Source organism: Streptomyces sp. NPDC086519 (assembly GCF_040686075.1).
Classification (GTDB): domain Bacteria; phylum Actinomycetota; class Actinomycetes; order Streptomycetales; family Streptomycetaceae; genus Streptomyces; species Streptomyces shenzhenensis.
In genome coordinates this window covers 68,981-94,187 of the sequence record NZ_JBFBJL010000019.1, presented here as the reverse complement: position 1 = coordinate 94,187, position 25,207 = coordinate 68,981, and the positions used below count along the sequence as shown (strand labels likewise).

Below are 25,207 nucleotides of genomic sequence, written 5' to 3'. Positions count from 1 at the left end.
CCGGCCGTAAGGGGACGACCGGGCCCCTCAGCCGTGTCCCGAACCAGGCGCATCCGGTACCGCGTCTACTACCGGCGCGACGAGATCCGGATCGCCGAAGTGGCCCGGATGTTCGAGAAGGGCTGGTGAGACCGGTCCGCCCTGCCGCCACGGGACTCGGGGGCCGGCCGCCACCTGGTCCGCCACCTGGTCCTCGGCAGGGTCCGGGAGCCCGGTGCCGCGGTCCGCGCGGCACCCACCGCGAGGTGACCGCCGGGTACGCCCGGCGGTACCCTGGGGCACCCGTCAGGGGCGGTGCCGAACAGGAGACGTACGACCATGACAGCCCCGGAAGCCGAGAGCCTCCGAGTCCAGCCGACCCCGCGGCGGCGGCCCGAGTGGCGCGGCCAGGCCCCGGTCGTCGCGGTGGTCGCCGTCGGCGGCGCGCTCGGCGCCGTGGCCCGCTACGCCCTCGCCCTGGCCCTGCCCACGGCCGCCTGGGGATTTCCCTGGGCGACCTTCTGGACGAACGTCATCGGCTGCGCGGTGATCGGCGCCTTCCTGGTCCTGATCACCGAAGGACTGTCCGCGCACCGCCTGCTCCGCCCCTTCTTCGGCACCGGCGTCCTCGGCGGCTTCACCACCTTCTCCACCTACGCCGTCGACATCCAGAAACTGGCCGACCACGGCCGGCCCGCCGTCGCGCTGGCCTACCTCGCCGCGACCCTGGGCGCGGCGCTCACGGCGGTGTGGTGCGCGGCCACCGTGACCCGCCGTGTCCTCACCCGGAGGCAGCGATGACGAGACTGACCGGCCGCGCCCTGCGCCTGACCGTCTACATCGGCGAGGACGACACCTGGCACCACAAGCCCCTCTACACGGAGATCGTGCACCGCGCCCACACGGCCGGGCTCGCCGGCGCCAGCGTCTTCCGGGGCATCGAGGGCTTCGGTGCCTCCTCCCGCATCCACACCTGCCGGCTGCTCTCCCTGAGCGAGGACCTGCCGGTGGCGGTGGTCGTCGTGGACACGGAGGAGCGGGTGCGGGCGTTCCTGCCGCAGCTCGACGAACTGGTGACCGAGGGACTGGTGACCTTGGACGACTGTGAGGTCATCAGGTACGTCGGCCGCACCGGAAACCCGGATGAGGTGGGCGAAACGGACGCGAAGGGTAAGAAGTCGTTGTGAGCTGGCTGTTGGTGGTCCTCGGCGCCATGGTCGGTGCCCCGCTCCGCTATCTCACCGACCGCGCCGTCCAGGCCGGACACGACTCCGTCTTCCCCTGGGGCACCTTCGTGGTCAATGTCACGGGTTGCCTGATTCTGGGCCTCCTGGCCGGAGCCGCCTCGGCGGGCGCCGCGAGTCCGCACCTTCAGCTGCTCCTCGGCACCGGGCTGTGCGGGGCGCTGACGACGTACTCGACGTTCTCCTACGAGACCCTCCGGCTGACCGAGACCGGCGCCGGGCTCTACGCTGCCGCCAACGTCGTCGCGAGCCTCGTGGCGGGGCTCGGGGCGGCCTTCGCCGGGGTGGCGATCGCCCACTCGGTGTGGGCCTAGGACTTGCTTCACACCCGCCCGTTGTAAGACTGTCTACAGCACTGTCGACCAAACTCTGCAGAACTGGATCCCATGAGCGCCATCTCCGTCGGTCAGGCCGCCGTCCTCGGGGTAGTCGAGGGGGTGACCGAGTTCCTTCCCGTGTCCTCCACCGGTCACCTCAAGATCACCGAGGGGCTCATGCACATCCCCGTCGACGACCAGTCCGTCGTCGGGTTCTCCGCCGTCATCCAGGTGGGCGCCATCGCCGCCGTGCTGGTGTACTTCTTCAAGGACATCAAGCGGATCGTCTCCGCCTGGTTCCGAGGCCTGACCCACAAGGAGGAGCGCTACCACCACGACTACAAGTTCGCCTGGTGGGTCATCTACGCGACCATTCCGATCGTCCTGGTGGGCCTCGCCGCCAAGCCGCTGATCGACGGGCCGCTCGCCTCGCTCTGGGTGGTGGCCGGCTCCCTGATCGTCGGCTCCGGTGTGATGTGGTGCGCGGACCAGATGGGCCGCCACAAGCGCGGTGAGGACGACACCTCCTTCAAGGACGCGATGCTGGTCGGCTGCTCCCAGATCCTCGCCCTGCTCTTCCCCGGCTTCTCCCGCTCCGGCGCCACCATGTCCACCGCGCTCATCCTCGACCTGGACCGCGTCGCCGCCACCCGCCTCTCCTTCTTCCTCGGCATCCCGGCCCTGACCGGCGCCGGCATCTACGAACTCAAGGACGCCCTTGGCGCGGGCGTGGGCGCCGCCCCGCTGGCCGTCGGCACGATCGTCTCCTTCGTGGTCGCCTACGCCTCCATCGCCTGGCTGCTGAAGTTCGTCGCCAAGCACTCCTTCAACGCGTTCGTGCTCTACCGGATCGTGATCGGCCTGGCGGTCTTCGGCCTCCTCGCCACGGGCACCATCAACGGCTGACGGCCCCGGTCCCACACGTCACCGCACCGTAACGGGGTGTGATGCCTGCATTCAGGTGTCGCACCCCGTGAATGTTTCCTTTCCGGAAAGCTTGACAGCGTCCGTACGCAACCCGGACCATCTCATCCGTGAACCTGTCAGACAGCCCGACAGCCGGACAGCCCCCGCGTCGCGTGAGCGCCATGGAGGCGGTACTGGCGCATCTGCGCGGCGCCATCGAGCGCGGCGAGTACGCCGTGGGCGACAAACTCCCCTCCGAGGCGGAGCTCTGCCGCACCCTGGAGATCAGCAGGCCCGTCCTGCGCGAGGCCCTGCGGGCCCTGCAGACCATGGGTCTGACCGTCTCCAAGACCGGCAAGGGCACCTTCGTGGTCGCCAGTGCCGTCGAGGATCCCACCTTCGGCGACTACGCGGCCAGCGACCTGCTGGAAGTGCGTCGGCACGTCGAGGTCCCGGTCGCCGGGTACGCGGCGCTGCGCCGCACCCCGGAGAACCTGGACCACCTGGCCCATCTGCTCGACCGCATGGAGCGGGAGACGGACACCACCGCCTGGGTCGCGATGGACACCCTCTTCCACCTGGCCGTGGCCGAGGCCGCCCAGAACCCGGTCTTCCGCCGGGTCATCGAGGAGATCCGGGACGCACTGGCGCGCCAGTCGGCCTTCCTCAACGAGCTGGGCGGCCGCCGCGAGCAGTCCAACCGGGAGCACCGGGCCATCGTCGAAGCGCTGATGGACGGTTCCGAGACCGACGCCGTGGACGCCATGAGCCACCACCTCGACCGCGTCGAGACCACCCTCACCCACATCGTGCGCCCCGCGCGCACGGACCAGCACCAGGAAGGCGGAACCGAGGCGTGAGCGAACAGCACCTCAAAGACGAGACGCGCCCCTCGTCCCGTCACGTCGACGCCGGGGACCACGGCTACAGCAAGTCGCTGAAGCACCGGCACGTCAACATGATCGCCATCGGCGGAGCCATCGGCACCGGCCTCTTCCTCGGCGCCGGCGGCCGCCTCGCCGACGCCGGCCCCTCCCTCTTCGTCGCGTACGCGGTCTGCGGGGTCTTCGCGTTCCTCGTCGTCCGCGCCCTCGGCGAACTCGTCCTGTACCGCCCGTCCTCCGGCGCCTTCGTCTCGTACGCCCGGGAGTTCCTGGGCGAGAAGGGCGCGTACACGGCCGGCTGGATGTACTTCCTGAACTGGGCGACCACCGGCATCGCCGACATCACCGCGGTCGCCACCTACACCCACTACTGGGGCATGTTCTCCGACATCCCCCAGTGGGTGATCGCCCTGATAGCCCTCGCCGCGGTCCTCACCGTGAACCTGATCTCGGTCAAGATCTTCGGCGAACTGGAGTTCTGGTTCGCCATCGTCAAGGTCAGCGCCCTGGTGATCTTCATGCTCATCGGCATCTTCCTGCTGGTCACCCAGCACCCGGTGGACGGCGCGACCCCCGGCCCGTCCCTGATCACCGACAACGGCGGCGTCTTCCCCAACGGCCTGCTGCCCATGCTGCTGATCATCCAGGGCGTCGTCTTCGCCTACGCGTCGGTCGAGCTGGTCGGCGTCGCGGCCGGCGAGACCGAGAACCCCGAGAAGATCATGCCGAAGGCGATCAACTCGATCATGTGGCGCGTGGGCCTCTTCTACGTCGGCTCGGTGGTCCTCCTCTCGATGCTGCTGCCCTGGAACAAGTACACGGCCGGACAGAGCCCCTTCGTCACCGTCCTCTCCCACATCGGCGTCCCCGCGGCCGGCGGCGTGATGAACCTCGTCGTCCTCACCGCGGCCATGTCCTCCCTCAACTCCGGCCTCTACTCCACCGGCCGCATCCTGCGCTCCATGGCCGTCAACGGCTCCGCCCCGAAGTTCACCGCGAGGATGAGCCGCAGCCAGGTCCCGTACGGCGGCATCCTGCTCACCAGCGGCATCTGCATCCTCGGCGTCGGCCTCAACTTCGTGGTCCCCGCCGACGCGTTCGAGATCGTCCTCAACTTCGCGGCGATCGGCATCCTCGCCACCTGGGGCATGATCATGCTCTGTCACCTGCTGTTCTGGCGGAAGACCCAGAACGGCGAACTCATCCGCCCCGGCTACCGACTGCCGGGCTCCCCCTGGACCGAGATCGTGACGCTGGCGTTCCTCGCCTCCGTCCTGGTCCTCATGTACGCCGACGGCGGCGCCGGACGCACCACCGTGCTCTGCCTGCCGCTGATCGTCGCCGCGCTGGTCGCCGGCTGGTACGCCATCCGCGGCCGCCTCGCGCGCCCGTCCACCGGAACCGACGCGTGACCCGCGAACCGGTCCGTCCCGACTCACCCGAGACCAGGCAGTGATGTACAGCAGTTCCCCCGCGGCCGCACCCGTCGTCCGTGAACCCCTCCACGCCCCCGTCGCGCACCTCATCCGCGGCGGGGTCGTCGAGGGCATCCACTACGGTTCCGTCGTCGTCCTCGACGCCGACGGCCGGGTCCAGTTCCAGCTCGGCGACATCGAGGCCGCGTTCTACCCGCGCTCGGCCCTCAAGCCCGTCCAGGCCGTGGCCATGCTGCGGGCCGGGCTGCCGCTCGACGGCGACCTGCTCGCGCTGGCCGCCGCGAGCCACTCCGGCGAGGAACGGCACCTCGCCGGGACCCGGCGCATCCTCGATCTCGCCGGACTGACCGAAGCCGACCTGCGCAACGTCCCCGACATGCCCTACGACCCCGCCGTCCGCGACATCTGGATCCGCGAGGGACGGCAGCCGTCCCGGCTCGCCCAGAACTGTTCGGGCAAGCACGCGGCGATGCTGTGGACCGCGAAGCTCAACGGGTGGTCGCTGGGCGACTACCTCGATCCGGCCCATCCGCTCCAGCAGGCCGTCGCCGAGATCGTCGAGGACCTCACCGGGCAGCGGATCGCGCGAACGACCGTGGACGGGTGCGGGGCACCGCTGTTCTCCGTCTCCCTGCACGGCCTGGCCCGCGCGGTGTCGCGGATCGCGGCCGCCGCGCCGGGTACGCCCGAGGCGCGGGTCGCCGACGCGATGCGGCAGCATGCCGAGATGGCGTCCGGCACGGGGCGCGACGTGGCCGCGCTGATGGCGGCCGTGCCGGGGCTCCTGGCGAAGGACGGCTTCGAGGGCGTCGAGGTCGCGGCACTGCCGGACGGGCGCGCGGTGGCCGTGAAGATCGCCGACGGGGCGAACCGGGCGCGGGTGCCGGTCGCTGCGGCCGCTCTGGCCAGGGCCGGGGTCGATCCGTCGCTGCTCACCGAGTTCGCCGGTGAGGCGTTGCTCGGCGGCGGTCGGGCGGTCGGGTGTGTGCGGCCCGTCCGTTCGCTGGAGCCGGTTTCGGTTTGCGCCTAGTGGGTCCGGTCGAGTCGTCGGTCGGCGACTGCGGGTCCGTTGCGGCCGCTCGCGCGGTTCCTCCCCCAGCCTTCGGCCGGGGGTACCCCCAGCGCCCCTGTCGGGGCGCTGTAGTTCCGGGCTTGGAAAGTTCACTCCCTCCGAAAGAGGAATTCCCACCCTCATGACCACCACCCTCGTCACCCGCAGCGAACACGACCTGCTCGGCGACCGTGATGTGCCCGTCGACGCCTACTGGGGCGTGCACACCCTGCGCGCGACCGAGAACTTCCCGATCACCGGCACGCCGATCTCCGCGTACCCGCATCTGATCGACGCGCTGGCCGCCGTCAAGGAGGCCGCCGCTCTCGCCAACGAGGAGCTGGGGCTGCTGGCGCCCGCGAAGGCCGCCGCGATCGTGGCCGCCTGCCGGGAGATACGGGCCGGCAAGCTGCACGACCAGTTCGTCGTCGACGTCATCCAGGGCGGCGCCGGGACGTCGACGAACATGAACGCCAACGAGGTCGTCGCCAACCGGGCACTGGAGCTGATGGGGCACCGGAAGGGGGAGTACCGGTACCTGCACCCCAACGAGGACGTCAACCTCGGTCAGTCGACCAACGACGTCTATCCGACCGCCGTCAAGATCGCGACGGTCTTCGCGGTGCGCGGGCTGCTCAGGGCGATGGCCGTGCTGCAGGACTCCTTCGGGCGCAAGGCCGTCGAGTTCCGTGACGTGCTGAAGATGGGGCGTACGCAGTTGCAGGACGCGGTTCCCATGACGCTCGGGCAGGAGTTCTCCACCTTCGCCGTCATGCTGGACGAGGACCGCAGCAGGCTCGCCGAGGCCGTGGAACTGATCCACGAGATCAACCTCGGCGCCACGGCGATCGGCACCGGCCTCAACGCGCCCGCCGGCTACGCCGAGTCCGCGCGCCGGCACCTCGCCGAGATCACCGGGCTGCCCCTGGTCACCGCCGCCAACCTGGTCGAGGCGACCCAGGACTGCGGGGCGTTCGTCCAGATGTCCGGCGTGCTCAAGCGGGTCGCGGTCAAGCTCTCCAAGAGCTGCAACGACCTGCGGCTGCTGTCGTCGGGGCCGCGTGCGGGCCTCGGCGAGATCAACCTGCCGCCCGTGCAGGCCGGTTCGTCGATCATGCCGGGGAAGGTCAACCCGGTGATCCCCGAGGTCGTCAACCAGGTCGCCTTCGAGGTCATCGGCAACGACGTCGCCATCACCATGGCCGCCGAGGCCGGGCAGCTCCAGCTCAACGCCTTCGAGCCGGTCATCCTGCACTCCCTCTCGGAGAGCATCACGCACCTGCGCAACGCCTGCCTGACGCTGGCCGAGCGGTGCGTGGACGGCATCACCGCCAACACAGAGGTGCTGCGGGCCACCGTCGAGAACTCCATCGGCCTGGTCACCGCCCTCAACCCGTACATCGGGTACACGGCGGCCACCGACATCGCCAAGGAGGCCCTCGTCACCGGCCGCGGCGTCGCCGAACTCGTCCTGGAGAAGGGCCTGTTGCCCGCCGAGCGGCTCGCCGACCTGCTGCGCCCCGAGGTCGTCGCCGGGAGCGGCGCACCTCTCGCCTGACCTGCGAGTACGCACCAGGACCGGTTCGGAGACACAATGGTGATCGTGACAATGACGTCGTCCCGAGCCTTCCTGCCGGTCCTGGAGCGGATCGCCGAGGAGATAGAGCGCACGCCCGGCCGCGGCCGCCCCGCCGACTACATCCCGGCCCTCGCCGCCTGCGATCCCCGCAGCTTCGGCATGGCGGTCGCCGAGCTGGACGGCACGGTCTACGGCGTGGGGGAGTGGCGGCAGCCGTTCTCCACGCAGTCCGTCACCAAGGTCTTCACCCTCGCCCTGGACCTCGCCCGCGAGGGCGGCGAACTCTGGGAACACGTCGGCCGCGAACCCTCCGGCAATCCCTTCAACTCGCTGGTCCAGCTGGAGTACGAGCAGGGCATCCCGCGCAATCCCTTCATCAACGCGGGCGCCCTCGTCGTCACCGACCGCCTCCAGACCCGTACCGGAGACGCGGCCGGCGAGCTGCTGGCGTTCCTGCGCGCCGAGAGCGGCAACTCCTCCCTGGACTTCGACAAGGAGGTCGCCGCCTCCGAGTCCCAGCACGGCGACCGCAACGCCGCCCTGGCCCACTTCATGGCCTCCTACGGCAACATCGACAACGACGTCCCGCTCCTCCTCGACCAGTACTTCCGCCAGTGCTCCCTCCGCGCCTCCTGCGCCGACCTCGCCCTCGCCACCACCTTCCTGGCCCGCCACGGCATCCGCGCCGACGGCACCCGCCTCCTCACCAGAAGCCAGGCGAAGCAGGTCAACGCGGTGATGCTGACCTGTGGGACCTACGACGCGGCCGGCGAGTTCGCGTACCGGGTCGGGCTGCCGGGGAAGAGCGGGGTCGGGGGCGGGATCATCGCCGTCGTGCCGGGCCGCCTCGCCCTGTGCGTGTGGAGCCCCGGTCTGGACGAGCGGGGCAACTCGGTGGCGGGCGTGGCCGCGCTGGACCGGTTCACGACGCTCACCGGCCTGTCGGTGTTCTAGGACGTGCGGCCCCTGGCGCGGGTGCCTGCGTGGTCCGGCCGCCGCACGGCACGGTGATGAGTTCCATGGCGTGGCCCGCCGGGTCCCTGAAGTACACGCCGCGGCCGCCGCCGTCGCGGTTGATCGTGCCGGGCTGTCACCGGCGCGGGTCGGCGCAGTGCTCGATGCCGCGCTGCCCGATCCGCGCGTACGCGGCGTCGAACTCCTCGAAGCGCTCCGCGGACTCCCGGTTGTCCCGGGCGTGCACGATCTGCGGTTCCACTCGACCGGCAAGGGACGCCTCCGAGGGCCTCTCGAGCCGGCGTGGTCAGCGGAGAGAGGCGAGGCCGTCGAGGAGGCGGTCCACGTCGTCGGCGGTGTTGTAGGGGGCCAGACCCGCGCGCAGGGCGGGGGCTTCGAGCTTGAGCGCGGTGAACGGTTCGTGGGCGTAGAACGATCCGGCGGGAGCCAGCACGTCGCGCGCGGCCAGGTGGGCCTGGGCCTCGCGGGCGTCGCGGCCCTCGAGGGTCATCAGGAGCGTCGGGGAGCGGTCGGCGGCCTTCGAGTGCACGGTGACGGCGTCACCCAGGCGGTCCAGGCCTTCCTCCAGCCGTGCGCGCAGGGTCAGTTCGTGTTCGTGCACGGACACCAGAGAGCGGGCGAGGCGCTCCCTGCGCGCGGCCCCCGTGCCCGGGTCCAGCGCGGCGAGGAAGTCCACGGCGGCGGTGGCGCCCGCCAGGATCTCGTACGGCAGCGTGCCGAACTCGAAGCGTTCGGGCACCGTGTCGGGGGAGGGCAGGAGCTTGTCGGGGCGCAGGGTTTCGAGGAGTCCGGGAGCCGCCGCGAGCACCCCGCAGTGCGGCCCGAGGAACTTGTACGGCGAGCAGACGAACAGGTCGGCCCCGAGCGCGGGTACATCCACGAGGTGGTGCGCGGCGTAGTGGACGCCGTCGACGTACACCAGGGCGCCGACTTCATGGGCGCGGTCGGCGATCCGGCGGACCGGTGGCTTCGTGCCCAGCACGTTCGAGGCCGCGGTGACCGCGACCAGCCGGGTGCGGGACGTCAGGGCCCGCTCGTAGGCATCGAGATCGAGCTCGGTGGTCTCCGGGTCGATCTCGATCCAGCGGACCGTCACTCCGGCGCGCTCGGCGGCCTGGACCCAGGGGCGGACGTTGGCGTCGTGGTCGAGGCGGCTGAGGACGATCTCGTCCCCGGCGTTCCAGTCCTTGGCCAGGTGGCGGGAGAAGTCGTAGGTGAGCTGGGTGGCGCTGCGGCCGTGGACGACGCCGTTCGCGGGCACGTTCAGCAGGTCCGCGTAGGCGGCACGGAAGTCCGCGACGGCCCGCTCGGCGTTGAGCTCGGACGGGCCGGCGGTTCCCCGGTTGGACAGCGGGCCGGTCAGCGTCGCGGCGATGGCGTCGGCCACGGGGCGCGGGGTCTGCGTTCCGCCCGGGCCGTCGAAGAAGGCGAGCCCGGTGGCCAGGGAGGGGAAGTGGGCCCGCAGGGCGGTGAGGTCGATGGCCATGGTCTCGGCTTTCTGTCGGACGGAGTGCCTGGCGTCGGGTGCCTTCCCCCTGGCGCGGGCCCCGACGCACGCAGAGCGATCCACCGGGCCCCGGCCCGGGAGTCCGGCGCGCACCCACAGGTAACAACCAGGCCCCTCCCAGGAAAACACGCCGTCGCCTTCCGGCCACCCGCGATTGACACGCTGACCCAGTGTTGGCCATGGCTTTCCCCGTCGATCTACGCCGCTGCCAGGTGCTTGGCCTGGCCGGCACCGCCTTCCTCGCCCTGGGAGGTGAGACAGCCGGCGCCCTGCCCGTGGAGGATCTGCTCGCACCCAGCTCCGTGCAGGCGGCGTTCGGCCTGGTCGGCGTCTACTTCGGCGTCGTACTGCTGATCGCGGCGTGGCTGCTGCTCGGCCGCCTGGTGCGCGGCGCCGAGCCGCCCACCCCGCGGCAGCTGCTGCTGGTCCTCGCCGTCTGGGCGGCCCCGCTGCTGCTGGCGCCCCCGCTGTTCAGCCGGGACGTGTACAGCTACCTCGCGCAGGGCGCGATGGTCGACGCGCACATGGACGTCTACACGTCGGGGCCCGCCCAGCTCGGCGGCCCGCTGGCCGACGAGGTCGCGCCGGTGTGGCAGAACACCGCCGCCCCGTACGGCCCGGCGTTCATGGGCGTGGCCTCGCTGCTGTCCGGGCTGACCCGCGGTGAACTCCCGGCGGGACTCCTCGGGATGCGGCTGGTCGCCCTGCTCGGCGTCGGCCTGATGGCGGCCGCGCTGCCCCGCCTCGCCCGGCACAGCGGCGCCGACCCGGCCGCCGCGCTCTGGCTCGGTGCCCTCAACCCGCTGGTGCTGCTGCACCTGGTCGCCGGCGCCCACAACGACGCCATCATGCTCGGACTGCTCGGCCTCGGCCTGGTCGCGGCGCTCGGCCGCTGGCCCGTCCTCGGCGCCGTACTCGTCACCCTCGCGGCGCTGGTGAAGGCGCCCGCCGCGCTCGGGCTGCTCGCGGTCGTCGTCGTGCAGGCGCGGGGGGGCCGCAGTCCCGTGCGGGCCACGCTGACGACGGCGATCGCGTCGGGAGCGACGACGGTGGCGGCGACCGCCGTCGCCGGGACGGGGTACGGGTGGATAGGGGCGCTCGACACGCCCGTCTCCCCGCACAACTGGGCGCTCAGCAGCCTGCTCGGCCGGGCCACGGGCGCGCTCCTCGAACACCTCGGCAGCGACCTGGCACCGCTCGCCGTCCCGGCCTGGCATCTGCTCGGGCTCGCGCTCACCGCCGTGACCGTGCTGCTGATATGGGTCCGGCTGCGGCCCCGCCCGGTCTACGCCCTCGGCCTGAGCCTGGCCGCGGTCGCCGCCTTCGGGCCGGCGATCCGCCCCTGGTACGCCATCTGGGGACTGTTCCTGATAGCGGCCGCGGCGCCCAGCACCTCGGTACGGCACCGGGTGGCGGCCGTCACCGGCGTGCTCGCCCTCGCCGTGCTGCCCAGCGGCGGCCCCGCCGACGCCGGCCAGCTGGTCCTCGCCGTCTCCGGCGGGGTGCTCGGCGTGGTCGTGCTCTGGCAGGCCCACCAGGCCGCGCAGGCCCCGGCCGTGGGACGTACGGCATGAGGGGGCCGCGGACCGACCGGGGAAGACTGCTGCTCGTCCTGGCTCTCGTCGCCGCCGTGACCGTGTTCACGGCCACCGTGCCGCTGCTGCGCGACTGGTTCGACCTGCGTGTGTACTACGGCACCGTGCACACCTGGGTGCATCACGGCGGGCGGATCTACGACTACCGGGTGCCCGGGACGACGTACGGCTTCACGTATCCGCCGTTCGCCGCCGTCGGCATGCTGCCCATGGCGCTGGTGGGCCTGCACCTGGCCGTCGCCGCCTCGCTGCTGCTGAACCTGGCCGCGCTGGCGTTCGTGCTGCGCGTGCTGGCCGGGCCGGGCTGGCGGCGCTGGGGGTGGTACCGGTGGGCGCTGGCACTGTGCGGGCTGGCGCTGTTCGAGCCGTTGCGGGACACCTTCAGCTTCGGCCAGGTGAACCTGATACTGCTCGCCCTGGTGCTCGGGGACTGCTGTCTGCTGCGCAGCGGGCGGGGGCGCCTGGCCGGGGTCGGCATCGGGCTCGCCGCCGCGACCAAGCTCACGCCGGCGCTGTTCATCGGCATGCTGCTGATCGGCCGCAGGTGGCGGGCGGCCGGTGTCGCCACGGCCGTGGCGCTGGCTGCGACCGCTCTGGCGGCCTGGGCCGACCCGAAGGCCTCCCGCTTCTACTGGACGCACGCGCTGTGGGACACCAGCAGGGTCGGCCGGCTCGACTACGTCTCGAACCAGTCGCTGCAGGGCGTGCTGGCCCGGCTCGGCCATCCGGACAAGCCGCTGTGGGCGAGCGCGGTGCTGCTCACGCTGGCCGTGTGGGCCTGGCGGACCCGCCGGGCCGTGGCGGCCGGCGACTGGACGACCGCCTTCGCGCTCACCGGTCTGACGGCCTGCCTGGTCAGCCCGATCACCTGGGTGCACCACCTGGTGTGGGTGCTGCCGTCGTTCGTGCTGCTGGCCCGCGCCGGGCACCCGCGGATCGCGGGCGCTCTCTACGCGGTGATGTGCACCAGCGTGGTGTGGCTGTGGTTCGACGACGCCTCCGGCGTCGACGGGTTCCTCGGCAGCAACCTCTACACCTGGATCACGCTGGGCCTGCTGCTGGGCCTGCCGGTCGGTCAGTCCCGTCCGGAGCGTTCGCCCCTGAGCCGCTTCGCCAGGGTGACGGCGCCCGCGCCGAGCACCGCGAAACCCGCGACGACGGCGGTCTCCGACCAGCCGGAGTCGTCCTCGGGTGCCGTGGCCGCCGCCATCGGTACGGTGCTGGGCCCCGGGCTGGGCCGCGGCGGCCTGGCCCGCAGACCGTCCAGCGAGCCCACCGGGTCGACCCGTCCGGCCGCCGCGAAGCCCCAGTCGAGCAGTTGACGGGCCTCGTCGTACACGCCGCCGTCCTGCGGGTTCATCACCGTGACGATGAGGGTGCGCCCGCCGCGCCGGGCGGCGGCGACGAGGGTGTTGCCGGCGTTGCTGGTGTAGCCGTTCTTGATCCCGATCAGGCCGGGGTAGCGCCCCACACCGTCCTCGCCGGTCAGCAGCCGGTTGGTGTTCTCGATGCCGAACGACCAGCCGGCGCCGTCGGGGAAGCGGGCCTCGGCGGTGGAGCAGTACCGCGCGAAGTCGGGGTTGCGCAGCCCCTCCCGGCCGAACACCGCCAGGTCGAACGCGGAGGAGACCTGCCCCGGTGCGTCGTAGCCGTCGGGGGACTCGACGTGGGTGTCGAGGGCGCCCAGGGCGCGGGCGTTGGCCTGCATCCGGGTGACGGTGCGGTCCCAGCCCCCGTCGAGCGCGGCGAGGACGTGCACGGCGTCGTTGCCGGAGCTGAGGAAGACCCCGCGCCACAGGTCGGCCACCCGGTAGGTGTGTCCCTCCTCGACGCCGACCAGGCTGCTGCCCTCGGCTACGTCCGCCAGTTCCTCGGGGGTCACCCGGTGCTGGAGGTCCGCGGGCAGGACCGGCAGCACGGTGAGCGCGAACAGGGTCTTCAGCGTGCTGGCCGGAGGAAGTCTGCGGTGTGCGTGGTCGGCCGCCAGCACCTGGCCGGTGTCCGCGTCGGCGACCAGCCAGGAGAGCGCGGAGAGGTCCGGGAGCTCCGGGGCCCCGGGGTGCGGCCGCACCTGGGTGCCGGAGTGGTAGAGCAGCGACGGGCCGGGCACCACCGCCCTCGGGGGCGGGGCCGGGGCCGGCGCCGCGGTGCCGGCGACGGCCGTGCCGGGCGGCAGCGCCAGCAGGCCCGCCAGGCAGACGGAGCAGGTCGTCACCGCCGCTCGCCGGGGAAATCGGCCAGGGAATCCGATCGTCATATGATCAACGTAGGAATGGAGGCGGTGTCCGGCGCGCTGCCCGGGCCGGTCGGGTGCAGGGAGCAACCCGGATGCCGCACGCCGGGGTGTCAGCCCGTCGGCAGGGTCGGCTGCACGCGCCGCAGGAAGGCCGCGTTGTCCGGGGTCTCCCGCATGCGCTCCAGGAGCGTCTCCAGGCCGCCGCCCGGGGCGCCCTCCCGGCTCTGCAGGGCCCGGCGCAGCCCGCGTACGGCAGTCAACTCGGCCGGGGTGAGCAGGAGTTCCTCGCGGCGGGTGCCGGAGAGGGCGATGTCCACAGCGGGGAAGACCCGCCGGGAGGCCGGCTCGCGGTCCAGGCGCAGCTCCATGTTGCCGGTGCTCTTCAGCTCCTCGAAGAAGTAGCCGTCGGCCCGGGAGCCGGTGTCCACCAGGACGGTGGCCAGGATGGTGAGCGAGCCGCCCTCCTCGGCCTTGCGGGCGGCACCGAAGAACCGCTTCGGGCCGAGCAGCGCGCCGGCGTCGACACCGCCGCTGAGAGTACGGCCGTTGGAAGCGGCCGCGTTGTTGTGGGCCCGGCACAGCCGGGTCAGGGAGTCCAGGAGGATGACGACGTCCCGGCCGTCCTCGACGAGCCGCCTGGCGCGCTCGACCACGAGTTCGGCGAGGGCGATGTGCTCCTTGGCGGGCCGGTCGAAGGTGGAGGCGTACACCTCACCGCGCACCGAGCGCCGCATGTCGGTGACTTCCTCCGGGCGCTCGTCGAGCAGCAGCACCATCAGATGGCACTCCGGGTGGTTGCCGGCGACGGCGGCGGCGATCTGCTGGAGCAGCACGGTCTTGCCGGTCTTCGGCGGGGCCACGATCAGTCCGCGCTGCCCCTTGCCGACCGGCGCGAGCAGATCGGCGACCCGTCCGGCGAGCCCGGCGGCGGGGTGTTCCAGGCGGATCCGCTCGTGCGGGTGCAGCGGGGTCAGATCACGGAAGTGACGGCGGCCGCGCAGTTCCTCGGGCGTACGGCCGTTGACGCGCGTGATCTCGGTCAGCGTGCGCCGGTCGCCGCGGACGCCCTCGACGAGGTCGCCCCTGCGCAGGCCGTGACGGCGGATCAGAGCCGGGGAGACCTGCGGGTCGGCGGGGGAGGGCAGGCAGTCCCGGGCCCGCAGCTGCCCCTTCCCGCCCGCGTCGATGTCGAGGACACCGGTGACGGGCCGGGTGGCGGCCCGGTCCTGCTGCTGGACAGGGGGTTCGAGTGTGGTGGTCATGAGAGGTGGTCCTTTCGCGGACGGAAGACATGAGTGAAGGGGGAGTGGCCGCGAGCGGGAGGGCGTGTGCGCAGTCTCCGTGCGGCGGGGAACGGCACCTCGGGAACAGCGGGAAAGGCCCAGGTCACGAGGTGGTGCTGAGAAGCCGGTGAGCCGGTCGGGAAGCGACGGGCGACACGGCTGGAGGAGTGGAACCGGCACTGGGCGCCCGTAGCGGGGCGCTCACACGTGCTGATCGCACTATACCCAGGGTTCCGCGATCGTCAACATGGCACCGCTCACCGCTATTCCCGCCGCATGCCCGGCCGGGCATCGGTTCCCGCGTCCCGGTGCCTTGCGTGACCGGCCGGGAACCGCCCCCGCACGGGCCCGCGGGCGCCTACGATCGTCCGTGTCCGTGTCGTGCCGCTGTCAGGAGCCCCTGGTGGAGACCCCCTCCGTGCCACACCGTCCGGACCCCGCCGGCGGTTGCCCGCACGCCGACAACGCCAGGCTGCTGGCGCGCGGTGCCGTGGCTCCGGTGGTCCTGCCCGGTGGCGTCGAGGGCATGGCGGTGCTCGGGCACGAGGCGCTCAGGGAGTTCCTCCAGCATCCCGAAGTCGCCAAGGACCCCCAGCACTTCACCCGGTTGCGGGAGGGCCGCATCCCGGCGGGCTGGCCGCTGCTGACCTTCGCCACCGTGCGGGGCATGACCACCGCCGACGGCGCCGACCACCGCAGGCTGCGCGCCCTGGTCAGCCGGGCCTTCACCCCGCGCCGCGTCGAGGAACTGCGGCCCCGGATCGAGGAGTTGACCGGCACCCTGCTCGACGACCTGGAGCGGGCCGCCGACGCAGACGGCGTAGCCGAGCTGCGCCGGCACTTCGCGCTGCCGCTGCCCATGGGCGTGATCGGTGAGCTCCTCGGCGTGAACCCCGAGTTCCGCGACCGGCTGCACCACCTGACCAACCAGGTCGTGGCCACCGACATCGGACCCGCCGAGGCCGTCGCCGCCAACCGGGAGCTGGTCGCCGTCCTCGCCGCGGTCGCCGCCGCCCGTGCCGAGCACCCCGGCGACGATCTCACCAGCGCCCTGATCGCCGCCCGCGACGAGGACGGCGACCGGCTGGGGCAGGAGGAGCTGATCGGCACCCTGGTCCTGATGATCATCGCCGGGCACGAGACCACCCTCAACCTCGTCACCAACGCGGTGCGCGCGCTGTGCGGCCACCGCGACCAGCTGGAAATCGTCCGGAAAGGGGACGCGAGCTGGGCGGACGTGGTCGAGGAGACGCTGCGCTGGGACGCGCCGGTCAGCTACTTCCCCTTTCGCTACCCGGTGCGGGACCTGACCGTCGACGGCACGGTGATCCCCGCCGGCACCCCGGTCCTGGCCGGCTACTCCGCCGCCGGACGCGACCCGGCCGCGCACGGCCCGGACGCCGACCGCTTCGACGTCACCCGGCCGGCCCGCCCCGACGCCGTCCGCCATCTCTCCCTCGGCCACGGTGCCCACTACTGCCTGGGCGCCCCGCTGGCCCGCCTGGAGGCCACGGTGGCCCTGGAACGCCTCTTCGACCGCTTCCCCGCCCTGGACCTCGCCGTCCCCGAGGACGGCCTCGTCCGGCAGGCCAGCTTCGTCGGCAACAGCGTGCGCACCCTCCCGGTACGGCTGCGCCCCCGGACCGGCGGCGCCCGCGGCTGAGGCGCATACCAGCCATACGAACCCGTGATGGCGCTTCGCTGACGAATTTCTTGTTCTGGCCATAAGCCCTACCTACGCTGCCACCACCGCACCTCGGCGGCTTGGGACAAGGGACATGGCAATCATGGGTCGACTGGCCGGAAAAATCGCTTTCATCAGTGGAACGGGAGCTGGAATCGGCCGGGCCGCGGCACAGGTTTTCGCTGCCGAGGGCGCCACGGTATTCGGCTGCGACATCGACGAGAAGAGCGCCTCGGAAACCGTTGGACTCGTCGAGAAGGCCGGCGGTGTCATGCGTTCCCTGGCACCGGTCGACCTTTCCACCGAGGCCGGGGCGCGGGAGTGGATCGAGGCCGGGATCGCGGAATTCGGCGGGATCGACATCCTCTACAACAACGCCTCCGCCCTGCGGAACGGCCCCTTCGAGACGATGCCCGCCGAAGACTGGTACTTCACCATCAGGAACGAGCTGGACATCCCCTACTTCTGCACCCGGGCGGCCTGGCCGCACCTGATCGCACGCGGCGGCGGGGCCGTCCTCAACGTCGCCTCCGTGGCCGCCGTGCGCGGCGCGCCGTTCATGCCCATGGTGCCGCACGGCGCCGCCAAGGGCGGGGTCCTCGCCATGAGCAAGCACCTGTGCGCGGCCGGCGCCCCGCACCACATCCGCGTCAACACCGTCGCCCCCGGCATGACCCGCACCGCGGCCACCGCGTCCTTCCTCGACGACCCCGACGGCCCGAAGGCCCAGCTGGAGGCGCGGATCCCGGTCGGCCGGGTCGGCCGGCCCGAGGACATCGCCCGCGCGGCGGCCTTCCTCTGCTCCGACGAGGCGGCCTTCGTCAACGGCGCCAACCTCATGGTCGACGGCGGCGACAGCGCGATGGCGGGCTGAGCGCGGATGCACGCACGACTCGACCACGTGGGCGTCAGCGTACGCGACCTGCCCGCCCAACTCGCCTGGTACCGCGCGGCCTTCGGCCTGAGGACCGTCTTCGAGTTCCGTCTCGACGGCCCCGGCCTGACCGGCGTCGTCCTGGAACACCCGCACGGCTGGCGGCTCGAACTGCTCGCCAGGCCCGGGTCCGCGCCCGGCCTGAGGGCACCGGACCCGATGACCGCCGTCCTCACCGAGGGGTACGGGCACTTCGCGGTCACCACCCCCGAACTCGACCCCGTGTACGCCGCGTTGACGGCGCTCGGGGCCGGCGAGGTCCTCGCCCCCGGCCCGTCCCCCGAACCGGGGGTGCGGATGGCCTGGGTCAAGGACCCCGAGGGAAACCTCATCGAACTCATAGAGCGCGGCGAACTCGGAGAGAACGGCGAACTCGCCGAAGCCGAAGACCGCGGCACCACCGTTAACCCGTGAGATGGAGCAGGGAATGACCAACGCTGTGAAAAAACTGGACGTGGGCACGCTCATAGCCTGTTGTCTGGCAGTTGCCGCCGCGCAGCTGTGCATTACCGTCCCCTCGCCCATCAACGGGGAAATCCAGAGCGCATTCGGTGCCTCCGGATCGCAGGTCGCCTGGGTCACCTCGGCATTCATTCTGCCCACCGCTATTCTGGAACTGAATTTCGGTGTGGTGGGCGACCTGTTCGGCCGTAAGCGACTGCTGGTCCTCGGTGGATTCGTGCTGGCGGTCGGTGAACTCCTCAACGCCACCTCGCAGAACATCACCATGCTCTGGACCGGCCAGGCCCTCGCCGGCATCGGCGCCGCCGCGCTCTTCCCCAGCTCCCTCGCCGTGATCGCGGCCGCGACGCCAGGGGAGAAGGACCGCGCCAAGGCGGTCTCGACCTGGGCGCTGAGCATCTCCCTCGCCTCCGCCGTGGGCCCGCTCTCCTCCGGGATCCTCGCCACCGTCGCCGACTTCCGCTGGGCGTTCGTACCGCCGGTCGTCCTCGGTGTCGTGGTCGGCATCTCCTGCTGGGCCCTGGTCACCGACTCCAAGGCGCCCGAGGGCCGCGCCCTGGACTGGCCGGGGCAGATCAGCATCGCCGTCGGCCTCACCGCCCTGCTGTGGGGCATCATCGAGGGCGGCGACCGCGGCTGGAGCAGCCCCTCGATCCTCTTCGCGCTGATCCTCGCCGCCGTGGCCCTGGTCGGCTTCGTGACGGCGGAGCGGCGTGCCGCGTCCCCGATGTTCAACCTGGAGCTGCTGAAGATCCCGTCGTTCGCGGCGGCCGCGGTGGTCGCGCTGACCGGCATGTTCGGCTTCATCGGCACCGCCTACTGCGTCTCCATCCGGCTCGGCGCGGTGATGCACCTCAGCGCCCTGCGCGCCGGCATGCCGTTCGTGATCCTCCAGCTGATCCCGCTGCTCCTCGCGCCGGTGCTCAGCAGGATGCTCACCCGCGTCGAGCCGCGCTGGCTGCTGATGGGCGGTCTGCTGCCGATGGCCGCCGGCCAGTTCTGGATCGCCGCGCTGCCCATCACCACCACCTCCCTGGCGGCCTTCATCGGCCCGGTGCTGCTGCTCGGCATCGGCTTCATCTGCGTGGTCTCCTCGCTGACCTCGGCCGCCGTGAACGCGGTGCCGATCGAGATGACCGGCATGGCGAGCGGCGCCACCAGCCTGGTCCGCGAGTTCGGGCAGGGGCTCGGGCCGGCCGTGATCAGCACCATCGCGATGAGCGCGGCCTCCTCCGCGCTGGTCGGCAAGCTGAGCGGCGCCGACGCCGGCATGGAGGCCGCGGCCGGACCGCTCGCGGTGGTCAACGCGGGCAGCGACAGCGCCAGGGCGGCCGCGCAGGACGCCCTCGCGCACGGCATGGCCCTCGGCGTGGTGATCTGCGGCTGCGCCTCGCTGCTGGGCGCGCTGGTCACCCTGCTGCTGGTCCGCAGGAACACCGCGCGGGCGGCGGCCCAGGTGCCGGTGCAGACGGCATCCGCCTGATCCGCGGCACGGAGTGCAGGCCGGGGCGTGAGCCCCGGCCTGCACGCGCGCACCGGCCGCGGACGGCTCCGCCGGCTACTTCCGGCGCGGCGGGAAACGGGCCCTCAGGCCCGCCGGGGCGAGTCTGCCCATGAACTCCAGGGCCACCGACGAGGCGTTCGGCGACTCGACGGCGAAGCGTTGCGCGAGCCGCGAAGTGGCCAGTGTGAGCTGTCGCATGGCCAGTGCCGAGCCCAGGCAGACCCGCGGTCCGGCACCGAACGGAAGGTAGGCCGGACCGGGTGCCGGCCGCCCGTTCAGCCACCGGGCGGGGTCGAACTCGTCGGGCCGCTGCCACCACCGGGGATCCCGGTGGATCAGGTAGGCGTTGAGCAGGACGTCGTCGCCGGGGCCGACCGACCAGTCGCCGAGGGCCGTCGCCGTGCGGGCGGTACGGGTCATCAGCCACGCGGGCGGATACAGGCGGAGCGTCTCCCTGACCACCGCCTCGGCCAGCGGAAGCCGTGCCGCCGACACCGGGTCGGACGGCAGCGGGTCGTCGCCGCTCGCCGGTCCGTCCGCCTCGTCGCGCAGGTCACCGGCGAGCCGGGGCCGCCGCGCGAGTTCCCACACGACGGACGTGAGCGCGGCGGCGGGCACGCCGTGGCCGCCCATGAGGATGCTGTGGAGCGTCGACGTCACGGTGTCGTCGGGCATGGCCGGATCGGCGGTGAGCAGGAACCCGAGCAGGTCGCCCCCCGGCTGTCCGGCGTCCGACGCGCGCCGCTTGCGGACGATCCCGGTCAGCGCGTCGGTCAGGCGCCGGGAGGCGCGGAAGAAGTGGCGGTGGCGAGGGATCGGCAGCCATGCGGGGAACTCGTAGGACGACTCCGTGAACGGCTGGGTGGCGCGGATGACTTCGTGGAGCAGGCCGGGGACGCCGACGGCGTCCGCCCCGAAGCAGTACTCGGCGATCGCCCGGGCGGTGAACGCGCGCATCGTGGTGAGCACGTCCACCTCACGGCTTGCCCCGCCGGCCGTCACCGCGTCGAGGATCTCGACGGTCCGGTCGTCGGACGCGGCCGCCGCCGCGCGGTTGAGCCCCGGCCAGGTGGCACGGCGTGCGGACATCCACGCGGTGGCCTGCGTGGTGGCCTCGTCGAGGTCCCGCCGCATGTCGAAGGGCGCGAGCTCGGTCACGAAGCCGTGGCCGGTGCGGGCGAGGACGTCGTGGGTGAGGTCCGGGTCGATCACGAACACCGTCTGCTCGTCGTAGGAGAAGACGTCTCCGTACTCGCGGTGGCAGCGGCGCAGGAATCCGATCCGGTCCGCCTCGTACGCGCGGGTGTTGCCCGTCAGCCAGTGCCCGCGCGGGCCCGGCGGCCGTGCGGGCGTTTCGCGTTGTGCCATCCGGCCTCTCCCAGCAGATCGCAGGACCCCTCGTACGGGATCCCGCGATCGGCGTTCTTCCCCTGTCTGCGGTGGGTGTGGTGCGGAAGGGAGCGGGGTCGGGCTACCGGAGCTGGTAGGGCCAGTACGGGTAGCGGCCGCTGACCCGCTTCCTGCCCACCAGGCGAGCCACCAGGCGTCGTGTCCGTTTCATGAACACCCCCATTGCCGTCTTGGCGAATATTTGTCCGATCGTGGCACGGACTGTCAGGGGCGGCAATACGCCCGCCGAGGTTCTCCCCGGCAGCGGCCGACAAAGCTGATGCCATGTCAGATCAACCCCTTGTGCTCGTCCGCAATCCATAACGGTCTTGCCGAGGTGGGGACTTGATGTCTGGTTATGCCTTATCTTCACGACATGTCCACGCCACCGCAGCAGCCCCCTTCCGCTCCGCGGCAACCCGATCCCGACCCGCAGGACACGATCGCCGCCCAGCAGCCGCCCACGCCCGCGCAGCCCTCGTCCGCGCAGTCGCCGCCCGCGGTCCCGCCGCAGCCGACCGCCTACCCCTATCCGAACCCGCAGTCGCCGCTCCCGCAGAACCCCTACGCCCAGCCCGCTCCGCCTGACCAGGCCAACCCCTATGCCGCGCCGCCCGGTTACGGCTACCCGCCGCCGGCCGCACCACCGGCAACGGGCCCGAGCACGGCCGGGAGAGCCGTGCTGTGGGCCGTCGTGGGCGCGGTGGTCGCCTCCGCGGGCTGGGCGGCCGGACTCTTCCTGACCGGGGGCTTCGGGACCGGCGCCGACCTGCGCGGCTACCGGGCGCCCGCGAACCTCTGCGCCGGCTCGGACTACTCGTCGTTCAAGGACGAGTACCCCGTGGACGACTCGGCCCCGACGAAGAACGCGATGAAGGACCCGGCGCTGGACGAGAGCTACTGCAGCCTCAGCCTCAAGAAGACCGGCTCCAGCTACGCCGACGCCTACCTCTCCCTCCAGCTCGACCTGCACAAGAAGACCGACCCGGCACCGGAGTTCACGGCCACCTGGAAGAACTACGGCGACAGCCACACCGATTACGACGTGACACCCGTGCAGGGCATCGGCGACGAGGCCTACCTGGTCACCCAGGACACCAGCAACGGCTCCACCACCAGCGGCTCGCGGTACGCCACCCTCGCGGTGCGGGACGGGTGGACGACGTTCACCATGTACTACAGCGCGTACTTCTCCTCCTACGACAGCGACACCGACCCGCCCAGCCTCGACGACGTGACGGGCTGGCTGAAGACCGACACCAAGTCCACGCTGGAGCAGCTCAAGGCCTGACGCTCAGTCCTGGTCGAGGGCGTTGGTGATCGCCTTGACCGGGCCGTGCGCCGCGTAGCCGCCGTCGACGGTGATCTCCGCGCCGTTGACGTACGAGGCCTCGTCGGAGAGGAGATACACGACCAGCGGCGCCACCTCGTCGACCGTGCCCGGGCGGCCCTGGGGGGTCATGGCGAGGTGGGCGGCGACGAACACCGGGTTGGCCGCGGCCATCAGCGGGGTCTCGATGTAGCCGGGGTGGATGATGTTCGTCCGGATGCCGCGCGGAGCCAGCTCCAGGGCCGCCACCTTGGACAGGCCCCGCAGCGCCCACTTGCTGGCCGTGTACGCCACCGCGTGATGCGCGGTGAGCCCGGCGACCGAGCCGACGTTCACGATCGAGGAGCCGGCCGGCATCAGCGGGGCGAGGGCCTGGATGCCGAGCAGGGCGCCGGTGGTGTTCACGGCGAACGCCCGGTTCCAGTCGTCGAGTTCGACCTGACCGAGCCGGGCCCGCATCGGGATGCCCGCGTTGTTCACCAGGCCGTGCACGACGTCCAGCGAGGCGGCCAGCAACGCCCAGTCGGCGGGCGAGGTCACGTCCAGGTGGACGTACCGGACGTCGAGGCCGTCGGCGCGCAGGGACGCGGCGAGCTTCTCCCCGGTCTCGTCCAGCACGTCGGTCGCGATGACCGTGGCGCCCTCCCGGGCGGCCGCGGCCGCCTCCGCGGCTCCCTGGCCCTGCGCGGCTCCGGTGACGACGACGGTACGGCCCGCCAGGCGTGTGGCGCTCACGGCTTCCTCCAAGGGGGTACGGGAGAGATCAGAGATCCTCCCGTCCACGCTAGGAAGCCGCGGACAGTTCCGGAAACGCGTTGTCCGGATGGGTGGCATCCGTCTCGGCGATCTTTGGCGGCTCCTCCTCGCCGAGCGCCGCCCCGACCCTGCGGACCGCGTCCCGCAGCCACCGGTGCGCCGGGTCGGCATGCCGGTTGTGATGCCAGTACATGGCCTCCACCAGCGGCACGTCGGGGAACGGCGCCGGTACGACCGCACAGCGCGCGAAGCCCTCGTAGCGGCGGGCGAGCCGTTCCGGGACCATGGCCACCAGGTCCGTACCGCTCACCAGGAACGGCAGCACAGTGAAACCGGGCGTGCTGACCTGCACCTTCGGGGTGATCCCGAGGGTCTCCAGCTGGCGCTCGGCGGGGGTGTGGCTCTTGCCGATGGCGCACGCCGCGTGCGGCATCTCCGCGAGGTCGCGGAGGGTGAGCCGGCCGTCCACCAGGCGCGGGTTGCCCGGGTCGACGATGCACACGAACCGGTCGTGCATCACGGCCTCGCTCACACCGGGGAGCTGGTAGCCGAGCGGCACGATCATCAGGTCGTGACAGCGCAGATGCGTCTCCGTCTCCAGCTGCCCGTCCACGATCGGATGGAAATCGATCCGCACGCCCGGCGCCTCGGCCGCGATGGCCCGCAGCAGCGGCTCCACGAACACCGTCATCACGTAGTCCGACATGACCACCGAGAACCGCTGGCGGCTGCGCTCCGGGTCGAAGTACCGGGTCAGCGACAGCGCCTCCTCGGCCTTCTGAAGCGAGCCCTGGACGACCGGCAGCAGCCGCTCCGCGAGCGGCGTCAGCTCGTACTCGCGGCCCACCCGGATCAGCAGCTCGTCGTTGAAGTGCCGGCGCAGCCGGGCCAGCGAGCCGCTCATCGCGGACTGGCTGGTCGACAGCCGCACCCCCGCGTGGGTGACGTTCTTCTCCTCCAGGAGCGCTTCCAGTGCCACCAGAAGATTGAGATCGATCGCTCCGAGACCCATGAGTGTCCCCTTCCGGCCGGCCACGTCCTTGAAGCTTCGGTGAAACGCGAGGTTAACCAGCGGGCGGCCGTCGAGGAAGGGGGTCGGGGCCACTGTCGGGAAGATGTGATGCCAGGCATCCCGGTACCGGATACCCGCAGGTGGGGGGTCTGCGCGCACCACAGGCCCCCCACAGCCCGGGGTGCTAGGGGCGCGGCGTGCGGCCCCGCCTGCGGGCCCGCGGAAGGTACGCGTCCGCCCGTCCGGGCACGATCCGGTTGGACACCGTGCCCAGGTGCTCGACGGTCAGCGTCACCTCGTCGCCGGGCCGCAGCGGGGGCGGGGTGCGCTCCCCGAGCCGGCCCCAGAACTCCGCCAGCGCACCCCAGCCGCAGGTGCCCGAGCCGAGGATGTCACCGGGGCGCACCCAGGCGTCCCGGCTGGCGTAGGCGATCATCTCCTCGAAGGTCCAGGAGACGTTGGCGAGGGTGTCGTGGCCGATCAGCTCGCCGTTCAGGGTGACCGTCATCTCCAGGTCCAGGAACCCGTCCGCATCCCGCCGGTCCTCGACCTCGTCCGCCGTGACCAGCCAGGGGCCGAGCGTGTTGGCGAAGTCCTTGCCCTTGGAGAAGCCGAGGCCGAGGTTCTTCTCCGGCTTCTGCAGATCACGGGCCGACCAGTCGTTGAAGACCAGGTAGCCGATGATGTGGTCCCTCGCCTGCTCGGGGGTGAGGTCCCGGCCGCCGCGGCCGATGACCGCGCCGACCTCCAGCTCGAAGTCCAGCACCGAGCAGCCCGCCGGCACCGGCACGTCGTCATGGGCGCCGTAGGCCGCGTGCGGGTTGGTGAAGTAGAAGTTGGGGGCCCGGTACCACTCCTCCGGGACGTGTTCCAGGCCGTCCAGCGACTTCGACACGCCCTCGATGTGCGCCTCGAACCCGACGAAGTCCCGGATGGAGGGCGGCTTCAACGGCGGCAGCAACCGCACCTCCTCCACTGCCAGCTCGCCGGGGGCGTCCAGGGCCTCGGCACCCGCCGCGTGCAGCACGCCCGCCTCGACCAGCGTCAGGACGCTCACCCCGTCGGGCAGCGGGTGGATCAGCCCGTCCCGTACCACCCCGGCGCGCTCCTCGCCCTCGTACTCGTATGTCGCGAAACGCATCGC

General features: G+C 71.9%; 22 protein-coding genes and 3 pseudogenes. 17 read left to right on the top strand and 8 right to left on the bottom strand.

Annotated elements, in window-relative coordinates; all coding sequences use genetic code 11:
• Positions 1 to 33 precede the first annotated feature (33 nt).
• From AB0P24_RS19885 to AB0P24_RS19840, 10 genes and pseudogenes are all read left to right on the top strand, one after another.
• Positions 34 to 129 (top strand): annotated as a pseudogene (locus AB0P24_RS19885) (ArsR family transcriptional regulator); the annotation flags it as partial.
• 189 nt (positions 130 to 318) lie between these two features.
• A complete protein-coding gene (gene crcB / locus AB0P24_RS19880; protein WP_365795686.1) occupies positions 319 to 780 on the top strand; it encodes a fluoride efflux transporter CrcB in 462 nt (153 codons plus the stop codon).
• Positions 777 to 1,166 (top strand): DUF190 domain-containing protein, encoded by a 390-nt coding sequence (locus AB0P24_RS19875; RefSeq protein ID WP_365795684.1) that lies wholly within the window; start codon positions 777 to 779, stop codon positions 1,164 to 1,166. Before crcB (AB0P24_RS19880) ends, AB0P24_RS19875 begins: the two co-directional genes overlap by 4 nt.
• On the top strand, positions 1,163 to 1,537 hold the full coding sequence (gene crcB / locus AB0P24_RS19870; protein ID WP_365795682.1) for a fluoride efflux transporter CrcB: 375 nt from the start codon (positions 1,163 to 1,165) through the stop codon (positions 1,535 to 1,537). Before AB0P24_RS19875 ends, crcB (AB0P24_RS19870) begins: the two co-directional genes overlap by 4 nt.
• A gap of 72 nt (positions 1,538 to 1,609) precedes the next feature.
• A complete protein-coding gene (locus AB0P24_RS19865) occupies positions 1,610 to 2,446 on the top strand; it encodes an undecaprenyl-diphosphate phosphatase (RefSeq protein ID WP_365795680.1) in 837 nt (278 codons plus the stop codon).
• A 182-nt stretch (positions 2,447 to 2,628) separates the two neighbouring features.
• Complete coding sequence (locus AB0P24_RS19860) at positions 2,629 to 3,306, top strand: FadR/GntR family transcriptional regulator (RefSeq protein ID WP_365795820.1); 678 nt, start codon at positions 2,629 to 2,631, stop codon at positions 3,304 to 3,306.
• A complete protein-coding gene (locus tag AB0P24_RS19855; protein WP_365795678.1) occupies positions 3,303 to 4,742 on the top strand; it encodes an amino acid permease in 1,440 nt (479 codons plus the stop codon). The genes AB0P24_RS19860 and AB0P24_RS19855 overlap by 4 nt, the downstream gene beginning before the upstream one ends.
• Positions 4,743 to 4,785: 43 nt before the next feature.
• A complete protein-coding gene (locus AB0P24_RS19850) occupies positions 4,786 to 5,796 on the top strand; it encodes an asparaginase (protein WP_365795676.1) in 1,011 nt (336 codons plus the stop codon).
• A gap of 163 nt (positions 5,797 to 5,959) precedes the next feature.
• Positions 5,960 to 7,375: an aspartate ammonia-lyase gene (gene aspA, locus AB0P24_RS19845; RefSeq protein WP_365795674.1), complete on the top strand. Its 1,416-nt coding sequence runs from the start codon at positions 5,960 to 5,962 to the stop codon at positions 7,373 to 7,375.
• A gap of 36 nt (positions 7,376 to 7,411) precedes the next feature.
• Positions 7,412 to 8,350 (top strand): glutaminase, encoded by a 939-nt coding sequence (locus tag AB0P24_RS19840; RefSeq protein WP_365795672.1) that lies wholly within the window; start codon positions 7,412 to 7,414, stop codon positions 8,348 to 8,350.
• Here AB0P24_RS19840 and AB0P24_RS19835 read toward each other — a convergent pair.
• Positions 8,328 to 8,612, bottom strand: a pseudogene (locus AB0P24_RS19835) (hypothetical protein). The gene AB0P24_RS19840 and the pseudogene AB0P24_RS19835 sit on opposite strands and share 23 nt — an antisense overlap.
• Positions 8,613 to 8,657: 45 nt before the next feature.
• Positions 8,658 to 9,857 carry a cysteine desulfurase-like protein gene (locus AB0P24_RS19830; RefSeq protein ID WP_365795670.1) on the bottom strand — a complete coding sequence of 400 codons (1,200 nt, stop codon included), beginning with the start codon at positions 9,855 to 9,857 and terminating at the stop codon, positions 8,658 to 8,660.
• 200 nt (positions 9,858 to 10,057) lie between these two features.
• Here AB0P24_RS19830 and mptB point away from each other — a divergent pair, with 200 nt between their 5' ends.
• Positions 10,058 to 11,452: a polyprenol phosphomannose-dependent alpha 1,6 mannosyltransferase MptB gene (mptB, locus tag AB0P24_RS19825; protein ID WP_365795668.1), complete on the top strand. Its 1,395-nt coding sequence runs from the start codon at positions 10,058 to 10,060 to the stop codon at positions 11,450 to 11,452.
• Positions 11,449 to 12,795: a glycosyltransferase 87 family protein gene (locus AB0P24_RS19820; protein WP_365795666.1), complete on the top strand. Its 1,347-nt coding sequence runs from the start codon at positions 11,449 to 11,451 to the stop codon at positions 12,793 to 12,795. Before mptB ends, AB0P24_RS19820 begins: the two co-directional genes overlap by 4 nt.
• 41 nt (positions 12,796 to 12,836) lie before the next feature.
• On the opposite strand, the pseudogene AB0P24_RS19815 reads toward AB0P24_RS19820, so the two are convergent.
• Together AB0P24_RS19815 and rho are read right to left on the bottom strand one after the other, a co-directional pair.
• Positions 12,837 to 13,730 (bottom strand): annotated as a pseudogene (locus tag AB0P24_RS19815) (serine hydrolase); the annotation flags it as partial.
• A gap of 89 nt (positions 13,731 to 13,819) precedes the next feature.
• Positions 13,820 to 14,971, bottom strand: a complete 1,152-nt coding sequence (gene rho / locus AB0P24_RS19810; protein ID WP_365795664.1) for a transcription termination factor Rho — start codon at positions 14,969 to 14,971, stop codon at positions 13,820 to 13,822.
• 424 nt (positions 14,972 to 15,395) lie between these two features.
• On the opposite strand from rho, the gene AB0P24_RS19805 reads away from it, so the two are divergent.
• The 4 genes from AB0P24_RS19805 (at position 15,396) to AB0P24_RS19790 (ending at position 19,555) form a co-directional block, all read left to right on the top strand.
• Positions 15,396 to 16,655: a cytochrome P450 gene (locus AB0P24_RS19805; protein WP_365795662.1), complete on the top strand. Its 1,260-nt coding sequence runs from the start codon at positions 15,396 to 15,398 to the stop codon at positions 16,653 to 16,655.
• 115 nt (positions 16,656 to 16,770) lie between these two features.
• Entirely contained in the window at positions 16,771 to 17,550 is a 780-nt protein-coding gene (locus AB0P24_RS19800) for an SDR family NAD(P)-dependent oxidoreductase (RefSeq protein ID WP_365795660.1), read from the top strand.
• A gap of 6 nt (positions 17,551 to 17,556) precedes the next feature.
• The gene (locus AB0P24_RS19795; protein ID WP_365795658.1) at positions 17,557 to 18,024 is read left to right on the top strand and encodes a VOC family protein; all 468 of its coding nucleotides are present in this window, start codon (positions 17,557 to 17,559) and stop codon (positions 18,022 to 18,024) included.
• Between the two features lie 13 nt (positions 18,025 to 18,037).
• Positions 18,038 to 19,555 (top strand): MFS transporter, encoded by a 1,518-nt coding sequence (locus tag AB0P24_RS19790; protein ID WP_365795656.1) that lies wholly within the window; start codon positions 18,038 to 18,040, stop codon positions 19,553 to 19,555.
• A gap of 75 nt (positions 19,556 to 19,630) precedes the next feature.
• Here the strand turns inward: AB0P24_RS19790 and AB0P24_RS19785 are convergent, their stop codons facing one another.
• A complete protein-coding gene (locus AB0P24_RS19785) occupies positions 19,631 to 20,944 on the bottom strand; it encodes a cytochrome P450 (RefSeq protein WP_365795654.1) in 1,314 nt (437 codons plus the stop codon).
• A gap of 397 nt (positions 20,945 to 21,341) precedes the next feature.
• Between AB0P24_RS19785 and AB0P24_RS19780 the strand changes: the two genes are divergently transcribed.
• Complete coding sequence (locus AB0P24_RS19780) at positions 21,342 to 22,256, top strand: hypothetical protein (RefSeq protein WP_365795651.1); 915 nt, start codon at positions 21,342 to 21,344, stop codon at positions 22,254 to 22,256.
• Positions 22,257 to 22,259: 3 nt separating this feature from the next.
• Here the strand turns inward: AB0P24_RS19780 and AB0P24_RS19775 are convergent, their stop codons facing one another.
• The 3 genes from AB0P24_RS19775 to AB0P24_RS19765 form a co-directional block, all read right to left on the bottom strand.
• Positions 22,260 to 23,030 (bottom strand): SDR family oxidoreductase, encoded by a 771-nt coding sequence (locus AB0P24_RS19775; RefSeq protein WP_365795649.1) that lies wholly within the window; start codon positions 23,028 to 23,030, stop codon positions 22,260 to 22,262.
• Positions 23,031 to 23,079: 49 nt separating this feature from the next.
• On the bottom strand, positions 23,080 to 24,063 hold the full coding sequence (locus tag AB0P24_RS19770; protein ID WP_365795647.1) for a LysR family transcriptional regulator: 984 nt from the start codon (positions 24,061 to 24,063) through the stop codon (positions 23,080 to 23,082).
• A gap of 184 nt (positions 24,064 to 24,247) precedes the next feature.
• Positions 24,248 to 25,204: a fumarylacetoacetate hydrolase family protein gene (locus AB0P24_RS19765; protein ID WP_365795645.1), complete on the bottom strand. Its 957-nt coding sequence runs from the start codon at positions 25,202 to 25,204 to the stop codon at positions 24,248 to 24,250.
• Positions 25,205 to 25,207 lie beyond the last annotated feature (3 nt).